Source organism: Brachybacterium sp. p3-SID957, from assembly GCF_025144775.1.
Classification (GTDB): domain Bacteria; phylum Actinomycetota; class Actinomycetes; order Actinomycetales; family Dermabacteraceae; genus Brachybacterium; species Brachybacterium epidermidis.
This window is the reverse complement of sequence record NZ_JALXKT010000090.1, coordinates 1-8,718: the sequence shown is the minus strand read 5'-3', so window position 1 is coordinate 8,718 and position 8,718 is coordinate 1. Positions and strand designations below refer to the sequence as shown.

At 67.6% G+C, this 8,718-nt stretch carries 10 protein-coding genes; 4 read left to right on the top strand and 6 right to left on the bottom strand.

Annotated elements, in window-relative coordinates; genetic code table 11:
• Positions 1–2 precede the first annotated feature (2 nt).
• The 5 genes from M3B01_RS14005 to M3B01_RS13985 form a co-directional block, all read right to left on the bottom strand.
• The gene (locus M3B01_RS14005) at positions 3–1,178 is read right to left on the bottom strand and encodes a Mur ligase family protein (protein ID WP_193866792.1); all 1,176 of its coding nucleotides are present in this window, start codon (positions 1,176–1,178) and stop codon (positions 3–5) included.
• A 182-nt stretch (positions 1,179–1,360) separates the two neighbouring features.
• Positions 1,361–2,497 carry a S1C family serine protease gene (locus M3B01_RS14000; protein ID WP_228020113.1) on the bottom strand — a complete coding sequence of 379 codons (1,137 nt, stop codon included), beginning with the start codon at positions 2,495–2,497 and terminating at the stop codon, positions 1,361–1,363.
• A 184-nt stretch (positions 2,498–2,681) separates the two neighbouring features.
• Positions 2,682–3,443, bottom strand: coding sequence for a 3-oxoacyl-ACP reductase FabG (fabG, locus tag M3B01_RS13995; protein WP_193866794.1), 762 nt, complete (start codon positions 3,441–3,443; stop codon positions 2,682–2,684).
• 558 nt (positions 3,444–4,001) lie between these two features.
• Positions 4,002–4,433 (bottom strand): arsenate reductase ArsC, encoded by a 432-nt coding sequence (locus M3B01_RS13990; protein ID WP_259793082.1) that lies wholly within the window; start codon positions 4,431–4,433, stop codon positions 4,002–4,004.
• Between the two features lie 26 nt (positions 4,434–4,459).
• Positions 4,460–4,825, bottom strand: a complete 366-nt coding sequence (locus tag M3B01_RS13985; RefSeq protein ID WP_193866796.1) for a helix-turn-helix transcriptional regulator — start codon at positions 4,823–4,825, stop codon at positions 4,460–4,462.
• A gap of 81 nt (positions 4,826–4,906) precedes the next feature.
• Between M3B01_RS13985 and arsB the strand changes: the two genes are divergently transcribed.
• Together arsB and M3B01_RS13975 are read left to right on the top strand one after the other, a co-directional pair.
• Positions 4,907–5,998 carry an ACR3 family arsenite efflux transporter gene (gene arsB / locus M3B01_RS13980; RefSeq protein ID WP_031307374.1) on the top strand — a complete coding sequence of 364 codons (1,092 nt, stop codon included), beginning with the start codon at positions 4,907–4,909 and terminating at the stop codon, positions 5,996–5,998.
• Between the two features lie 23 nt (positions 5,999–6,021).
• Complete coding sequence (locus tag M3B01_RS13975; protein WP_259793077.1) at positions 6,022–6,450, top strand: low molecular weight phosphatase family protein; 429 nt, start codon at positions 6,022–6,024, stop codon at positions 6,448–6,450.
• A gap of 618 nt (positions 6,451–7,068) precedes the next feature.
• Here the strand turns inward: M3B01_RS13975 and M3B01_RS13970 are convergent.
• Complete coding sequence (locus tag M3B01_RS13970; protein ID WP_259793084.1) at positions 7,069–7,470, bottom strand: MerR family transcriptional regulator; 402 nt, start codon at positions 7,468–7,470, stop codon at positions 7,069–7,071.
• A 69-nt stretch (positions 7,471–7,539) separates the two neighbouring features.
• Between M3B01_RS13970 and M3B01_RS13965 the strand changes: the two genes are divergently transcribed.
• Both M3B01_RS13965 and M3B01_RS13960 read left to right on the top strand, forming a co-directional pair.
• Complete coding sequence (locus tag M3B01_RS13965) at positions 7,540–7,773, top strand: ferredoxin family protein (protein ID WP_193866798.1); 234 nt, start codon at positions 7,540–7,542, stop codon at positions 7,771–7,773.
• 84 nt (positions 7,774–7,857) lie between these two features.
• Positions 7,858–8,673, top strand: a complete 816-nt coding sequence (locus M3B01_RS13960) for an arsenic resistance protein (protein WP_259793074.1) — start codon at positions 7,858–7,860, stop codon at positions 8,671–8,673.
• Positions 8,674–8,718 lie beyond the last annotated feature (45 nt).

The following is an 8,718-nucleotide window of genomic DNA, read 5'->3' as shown; positions in this document are numbered from 1 at the left end:
ATTCAGCGGGCCGCCATGGCCTGGCGGATGACCTCTCGGTCATCATGCGGGATGCGTCCAGTGCCCACCAGCTGCACCGTCTCATCACCCTTGCCTGCCACAAGCACTGTGTCGCCGGGTCGAGCCATCTCCAGCGCGGCGAGGATCACATCCGTGCGGCGCGGGATCTCGATGCAGTCCGGGCATCCCTTGCGCACCTCGGCCCGTATGCGCTGCGGAGGCTCGCGCCGGGGGTTGTCGTCGTTCAGCACCACCAGGTCGGCCAGGTGCGCGGCGATCGCTCCCATCTCCTGTCGCTTGCCGCGATCCCTCTCACCGCCCGCGCCGAACACGACCAGCACTCGGCCCGGGGTGCGCTCGCGCACTGCGGTCAGCGCAGTGCGCAGGGCTCCGGGATTGTGGGCGGTGTCCACCATGGCGGTGATTCCGTCGCACTGGGTAATGATCTCGAGTCTGCCCGGCGGCGGGGCCACCTGTTCCAGGCCTGCCACGACCGCTTCGGGTGACCCGCCGGCTGCGATCACGGCGGTGGCGGCCAGCAGCAGGTTCGTCACTGCGATCGAGTGCACCGTGGGAAGCGTGACCGGGTAGGGGTCCTCGCCCAGATGGAGCTTTCCGCTGAGGTGTCCATCGGTTTCGTGAGCGTCGGTGAGTCGCACGTGCCCGCCCTCTCCCACTTCCACGACCCGGGCGCCGCGACGCCTCGCGGCCTCGCGCACCATGTCGCCGCGCACACAGTCCGTGGCCAGCACGGCTGTCCCGTCGGGACGCAGATGCCTCTCGAACAGTGACAGCTTGGCGGCCCAGTAGCCGTCGACGCCCCCGTGCACGTCGAGGTGATCCCGTTCCAGGCCCGTGCACACGGCGGTATCCACTTCGACGTGCTCGAACAGGCCGTCCGCCAGGATTCCGACGAAGGCTTCCAGGGAGATCGCCTGGGCACCGCGGCGCACCTGGTAGTCGATCAGCTCCGGCAGGTAGGCGGGCGAGCGCCGCACCTTCGCCTCGTGCAGCACACCGTCGACGTCGGTGATGCCGGTGGAGTCGTACCCGGCGGCACTCCACCCGGCTGCCCGCATCAGCTGCAAGGTGGCCGTGCCGACGCTGGTCTTCCCGTTGGTGCCGGTGACCGCGGAGATCAACGGGCGCCCCGCAGGCACGCTGACAGGCTGGATCATGGTGCTACTCCCCCGAGCAGGCTGCCCCCCACGGGCCGCGACTGCCTCCATCACAGCACGGGCACCGGATCATCGGCGTCCTCCCCTCGGCGATTACCGGAGCGTAATCCCGAGCGAGCACGACACGACGGGTGACCGTGCATCGTCAGCTCCGCCGCCGAGTCACCCGCGACGCCCACTGCTCAGGGCCGCGCGGCGAGGGTGACGGTGACCTCCTGGGCCTCACCGTCGCGGACGATGTCGAGGGTGACCTCGGTGCCCACCGGCCGTTCACGGATCTGCGCGATCAGCGAGAGGGCGGAGTCCACGGCCTCGTCGTCGATCGCGAGGATGCCATCGCCCTCCTGCAGGCCGGCCTGCGCTGCGGGGCCGTCGGGTGCCACGTTCGCGACACCTGCGGCCCACCGCTGGGCCCCGTCGACCTCGACGATCACGTCGCCCACACCCACGCCCAGGTAGGCGTGCTGGACGGTGCCGGTCTCCAGGATCTGGTCAACCACGGACCGCATCTGCCGTGAGGTGATCGCGAAGCCGATGCCGATGTTGCCGGATTCGGGGCCGAGTGCGGCGATCGAGGAGTTGATGCCCACCAGCTGGCCGTTCGCGTCGACCAGGGCGCCCCCGGAGTTGCCGGGGTTGATCGCGGCGCTGGTCTGGATGGCGTTGGTGACCACGGGCTCCTGCGCCCCCGACGCCGACGGTTCAGCGCTGCCAGCCGTCACGGGACGATCCAGCGCGCTGACGATGCCGGTCGTGACCGTGCCGGACAGTCCCAGCGGGTTGCCCACGGCCATCACGGGTTCGCCGACCACCAATTCGTCGGAATCGGCGACCTCGATCGGGGTCAGGTCTGCGGGAGCATCGGCGATCTCCAGGACCGCGAGGTCGCTGGCCTGATCGCTGCCCAGCACGGACGCCTCGAAGACCCGCTCGTCAGCGAGCGTCACCAGGATCTGCCCACCCTCGGTGGCCCCGGCGATGACGTGGTGGTTGGTGACCACGTGGCCCTGCTCGTCGATGATCACGCCGGATCCGGCGCCACCGCCCTGCGAGGTGCGCACCGAGATCGAGACCACGCTCGGTGCGACCTGCGCTGCCGTGGCAGACCAGTCCCCGCCCGCCGATGCCGCGACGGCAGCCGGCTCAGAGGCCGGTTCGGAAGCGGAGGAGGCAGGCGATGCGTCCGGGGCAGCGGGACCGGTGTCCGCGCCTGTGCACCCCGCCAATGCCAGGGCCACACAGGATGCCAGGACCACTGGTGCAGCGGTGCCTCTCACCCGTCGGATCGTCCTGATCGTGCTCGGCCGCGTGATCCTCATCCCTGATCTACCCCTATCATGGACAGCGCAGCGGCGCACGATGCGCCGCGACGGCGAAAGAGGTGGACCGCCGGCGCCTCTTCGCAAGACACCGGCGATCTCCCCCTACGGGAAGCATCCCACCGCATAGTCTCTGCCAACTGGAAGGGATGCGAAAGACTCCTGGAGGCCGACGGCGAACGGCTCAGATCTCCTCGAGTGCCTCCGGGGTCTCCGGCAGGATCTGTCCGCCATCGACCACGATGCCCTGCCCGGTGATGTACCGGGCGCCGTCCGAGGCGAGGAAGGCGACGGTCGCACCGATGTCCTCCGGCTCACCAAGGTAGCCGGCAGGCACGGACCGTGCCATCTGGTCCAGGTACTCCTGCCCCAGCTCCTTCAGCCCCGGGGTCAGGATGTTGCCGGGCAGCACAGCATTGATCGTGATGCCCCTGCGTGCCAGTTCGATCGCGGCGGAGCGCACGAACCCCATCTGCGCGGCCTTGGTGGCCCCGTAGTGGGACCACGCCGGAAAGCCCGTGAAGTTGCCGGTGATCGAACTGGTCACCACGATGCGACCGCGCCCCGATGCCTCCAGTGCGGGGATCGCCGCCTGGACGGCGTGGATGGTGCCCTTGACGTTGATGTCGAAGATCAGATCGATGTCCTCGTCGGTCATCGCCTCGATGCGGGCCTGCGGGTACACCCCTGCGTTGGAGGCCAGCACGGAGAGTCCTCCGAGCTCGTCGGCCGCTCGGGCGATCACCTCGTCGCACGCCGCGCGATCACGCACGTCGAGCACGTAGGCGGTGAAGCCGTCCTCCCTTGCCTGGGAGCATTCGTCCTCGGTGAGGCCGGTGACGATGACCTGGGCGCCATGGTCGCGGAGCTGGCGTGCGATGCCTGCGCCGATGCCGACGGTCCCTCCGGTCACCAGGGCGGTGCGGGAATCAAGCAGTGCGGTCACGGAGATCCACTCCTCGGTCGAGATCAGAGTCCTGGCTCGCCGACCGTGGTTCGACGGCCGCTTCCACTGTAGTTCGGTAAGCGGGCACCGGGCCGGGACGTGCGCGGGGCCCCGGAGCAGGTCAGCGCTGCAGGACGGCTGGCCGGTGCATTGAGGCACCGCCGCGGAGGATCAGCTAGTTCGAATCCTCAGGCGCTGACGCGCCGGTGTCGCATCAACGCCACCCCGGGAATGCCACCACGCTTAGAGACGCACGCAACCGACTCCTGATCGTGCATCAGTCCCTTTCAGCGCGAAGAACCGAAACGCGATCTCGGCTCTGACCTGCGGTGGGCCCGGAGGGGACCGACCCTCGACCCGCGGATTGAAAGTCCGCCAGAGCACCGGCCGCAGAGCGTGTACAAGCAGGTCAGAGGGCTCGTACTGCTACCCGAAGCGCGACGGACACCACCGCGTCGCTGTCAGCGTTGCTGTCAAGAGGTGTTCGAGACGGGTCGGCATCTGTTCCTTGGGGACGGTGTCTCCAGAAGCCCTAGTCACACGTGCGCTCGGCTTTCCTCAACCTTGGACTGGAATGTCGAGTGGCTCGCGGGACAGCAAGCTGCCGATGAGCTCCTCGATGCGGGTGCGGATCTCGTCGCGCACCGGGCGGACTTCCGCCACGCCCTTGCCGGCTGGGTCCTCGAGTTTCCAGTCCTCGTACCGCTTGCCGGTGTAGTAGGGGCAGGCGTCGCCGCATCCCATGGTGATGACCACGTCGGAGGCCTGGACGGATTCGGGGGTGAGGACCTTCGGCTTCTGGTGGGAGATCTCGATGCCGACCTCCGCCATGGCCTCCACCGCTGCGGGGTTGATCGAGTCGGCGGGCGCAGACCCGGCGGAGCGGACCTCGATGCGGTCCCCGGCGAGCTCCCTCAGCCACCCGGCTGCCATCTGGGATCGACCGGCGTTGTGGACACAGACGAACAAGACGCTGGGGCGAGCGGTCATGGGAGCCTCCCGACCGGGGGTGAGGTTCAGGCGATGTCGAGGAACGCGCGGAGTTCGGCAAAGGCGGACGGGACGACGGAGTAGTGGGCCCAGCGGCCCTTCTGCTCGCGCGTGAGCAGGCCGGCGTCGACAAGCTTCTTCATGTGGTGGCTAACGGTGGGCTGACTGATGCCGAGCGGCTCGGTGAGATCGCACGCGCAGACCGACTCGCAGCCCTGGGCGGCGACGTGGGAGAGGAGTCGGAGCCGCGTGGGGTCGGACAGCGCCTTGAACAGGGAGGCGATCCTCTCGGCGTCGACGGTGTCGACCGGGCCTGCGGACAGCGAGCAGCACTCGTCAGAGTCGGTCCTCAGCGCGAATCCGGTGGCTGTGGCGTCGGTCGTCGTGGACATGCCCTCACCTTACATTGACAGTCATCGATGTGGGGCATAGCGTACGCATCGATAACCGTCGATGGAAGGAACATGGCCCTGATGAGTACGACCACCAAGGATGTGGAGCAGCCCCGCGTAATGGAGGAGATGTCCTTCCTCGATCGCTGGCTCCCGGTATGGATCCTGGCCGCCATGGCCGTGGGGCTCCTCCTGGGGCGGTTCGTCCCCGGCCTGAACACCGCACTGGAGGCGGTAAAGATCGGATCCGTGTCCCTCCCCATCGCGATCGGACTGCTGGTGATGATGTACCCGGTCCTGGCGAAGGTCCGCTACGACGAGACCCGCAGAATCGGAGCTGACCGACGCCTGCTGGTGACCTCCCTGGTGCTGAACTGGCTCGTCGGACCGGCACTCATGTTCGGCCTCGCGTGGATCTTCCTTGCCGACCTGCCGGAGTACCGGACCGGCCTGATCATCGTGGGCCTCGCGCGCTGCATCGCGATGGTGCTCATCTGGAACGACCTCGCCTGCGGCGACCGCGAAGCTGCCGCCGTGCTGGTCGCGATCAACTCCGTCTTCCAGGTGATCGCCTTCGGTGCCCTGGGCTGGTTCTACCTCCAGGCGCTGCCGTCGTGGCTAGGGCTGCCGACCACGTCGGCCGAATTCTCGATCGGCGCGATCGTCCTCAGCGTGCTGATCTTCCTCGGGATCCCCCTGGTCGCCGGCTTCCTGACCCGCATCCTCGGGGAGAAGGCGAAGGGTCGGGCCTGGTACGAGGAGCGGTTCCTCCCGAAGATCGGCCCGTGGGCGCTGTACGGGCTGCTTTTCACCATCGTGCTGCTGTTCGCTCTCCAAGGCGACGCGATCCTCTCCGCCCCGGGAGACGTGGCCCGCATCGCTCTGCCGCTGCTGGTCTACTTCGTGGTCATGTTTCTGGGGTCCTTCCTGCTCGGACGGGCGATCGGCCTGAATTACGCCAAGTCCACGACCGTCGCGTTCACCGCCTCGGGAAACAACTTCGAGCTCGCCATCGCCGTCGCCATCGGCACCTTCGGCGTCACCTCCGGCCAGGCCCTCGCCGGTGTCGTCGGCCCCCTGATCGAGGTCCCGGTCCTCGTCGCCCTCGTCTACGTCGCCCTCGCGATGGGCCGCCGGCTCTTCCCCGGCGACGCGACCGTTCCCACCCGATGAACCAGCAGAGAGGTCGAGTCACCATGACCGCGAAACGCCCCGCAGTCCTGTTCGTGTGCGTGAAGAACGGCGGTAAGTCACAGATGGCGGCCGCCCTCATGCGCCATCACGCCGGAGATGCCGTCGAGGTGCACTCCGCCGGCACCCGCCCCGGCACCGCCATCAATGCCCAGTCCGCGGAGGCGATCGCCGAGGTCGGCGCGGACATGTCCTCCGCCGTCCCCCAGCCGGTCACCTCCGAGCTGCTGCGCAGCGTCGACCACGTGATCGTCATCGGCGGCGAAGCCGAAATTGAACCCGTTGAGGGAATGACCGCGCCGGTCACCACCTGGCACACCGATGAGCCCTCCCTGAGGGGCATCGACGGGATGGAGCGCATGCGCCTGGTGCGGGACGACATCGACGCCCGCGTCCGTGCACTCCTGAACGACCTCACCGCTACCGCGAACTGACCGCGCCCGCAGCGACACGGCCCGACCTCGCCACCGCATCGAACTCGCCTCCCTGGTCGTCATCGACCCTGGTCCCATCGGCCCGGCCGCTGCCGCCCACCTCTGAGAACGCGGCTCTCGGGTCCTTGCCCGGGTGCCGGACCCGTCAATAGAGCGGCGCCTACCAGCGCCTCCGCCTGGGCACTCGCGCAGGGGAGACCGCGCTTCGACACCGATGGGTCGCCGACATGGTTCTCGCACCGTGTACACCCTGCTCGTCCTGCGGGCGCAGCCGGTAGGCACTCCCCGCCATACGGGCCGGGTGTGCGACCAAGTTCCCGTCGACTCCCCACAGGACGCAGCCATGTCGCCGACGACAGGCTTCGACCAGGGTGGGCCCGGAGGGGATCGACCCCTCGACCCGCGGATTAAAAGTCCGTCTGGACACGCGCGAACGACCACGTTTTCACAGGTCATGGCCCCGGCGCGACTCGAGCGAACCGACCAGACACCAGCGCGTTGCTGTCAGCACTGCTGTCAGATCCGCAGCGGCCTCTATGTGCAGACAGTTCACACTGGCGCACTGTCTGAGCATTATTGAGCAGATGCAACCCTGGTGTTCGTGAGTCGCTTGGCTTCCTAGTGCCCGGCGAAGGCCCTGAACGCGCACTCCGACCGGCAGCGCTCGTCGCTGTCCGGGCAAGCGTCGACGTGAGCCTGCGCCCTATGCAACTGTCCTTGCAGGTCAGTCAGGGTTCGCAGCTGGTTCTCGACAGCGGTGATCTGCATTGCCAACAGTGGCTGGAGCGTGGCCTTGACTCCCGTGCAGGTGCCGTTGTCCGCGAGGTCGAGGAGGCGGCGGATCTCGGGCAGCTCGAGGCCGAGCCGCTTGGCCGAAGCGATGAAATCCAAGCGCTCCAGGTGGCCCACGTCGAAGTCCCGGTATCCGTTGGCGCTCCTGTGCGCGGTGAGGATACCGAGGCGCTCGTAGTAGCGCAGTGTGCTCGTGGGCACTCCGGTGCGCTCGGCGACCTCGGAGATCCTAATGCTCCGACCATAGAGGGCTCCGGCTTGACCTTCAACCTGAGTTCAAGGTCTAACGTCTTGGGTATGACGTATGTGATTGCGCTGCCCTGCGTGGATGTGAAGGACCGTGCATGCATCGACGAGTGCCCGGTCGACTGCATCTACGAGGGGCAGCGAATGCTCTACATCCACCCCGACGAGTGCGTCGACTGCGGAGCCTGCGAGCCGGTCTGCCCCGTCGAGGCGATCTACTACGAGCTGAGCTTGATCGACAAGGATCACCCGATCGTCGCCGCACTGCCACCGCAGAACGGATAGAACAGCGTGTCCTGACCCAGGCCGCTCGACCTTGGATGCGATTGCGCATCCGGTACTGGTACGAGAAGGAACCGAAGGAGACTTATGCGCGCGAGCGTGGAATGGATGGAGCGGCACCAGGTGGTGCTCTACGTGGCGGGCCTGGCTCTCGGGGCCGTCGTTGGGATGGCCTGGCCTGCGGTTGCTCATCCTGCGGAGCTGGCGATCCACCCGGTGCTGGCGCTGCTGCTGTACGCCACGTTCCTCGGGATCCCCTTCGGCAGGATCGGGCGAGCGTTCCGGGACTGGCGGCTCCTTTCGACGATCCTCGTCGTCAACTTCGTCTTGGTGCCGTTGATCGTCTGGCCGCTCTCACGGATCGTCGCCGCCGACCAGGCACTCCTCGTCGGTGTCCTGTTCGTGCTGCTCACCCCTTGCATCGACTACGTCATCGTCTTCTCCGGCCTCGCGGGCGGCGACGAGGAGCGGCTCCTGGCTGCGGCCCCGTTGCTGATGATCGCTCAGATGCTCCTGTTGCCGCTGTACATGTGGCTCTTGGTGGGAGCGGAGTTCGCCAGCTCCATCGAGGTCGCACCGTTCGTCGAGGCGTTCGTGCTCATCATCGCGCTTCCCTTCTTGGCCGCGGCCTTGACCCAGCTCGCCGCTGCCCGGTCGCGGGCCGGCAGGAGGCTCGACCAGGTTGCTGCCGGGGCGATGGTGCCACTGATGGTCACGACGCTGGCGGTCGTCGTCGCGTCGCAGATCTCCGGCGTGAGCGCCCGGCTCGGTTCACTGCTCCTGGCGGTGCCGGTCTACGTTCTATTCGCTGCGGTGATGGTGCCGGTCGGGATGCTGGCCAGCCGCGTTGCAGGCCTCGACGTACCTGGAAGGCGTGCGGCCGTCTTCAGCGGGGCGACTTGAAGCGCCCTGGGTTTCGTTCCGAGTCTCAGCAAGGAGAATCGGAGT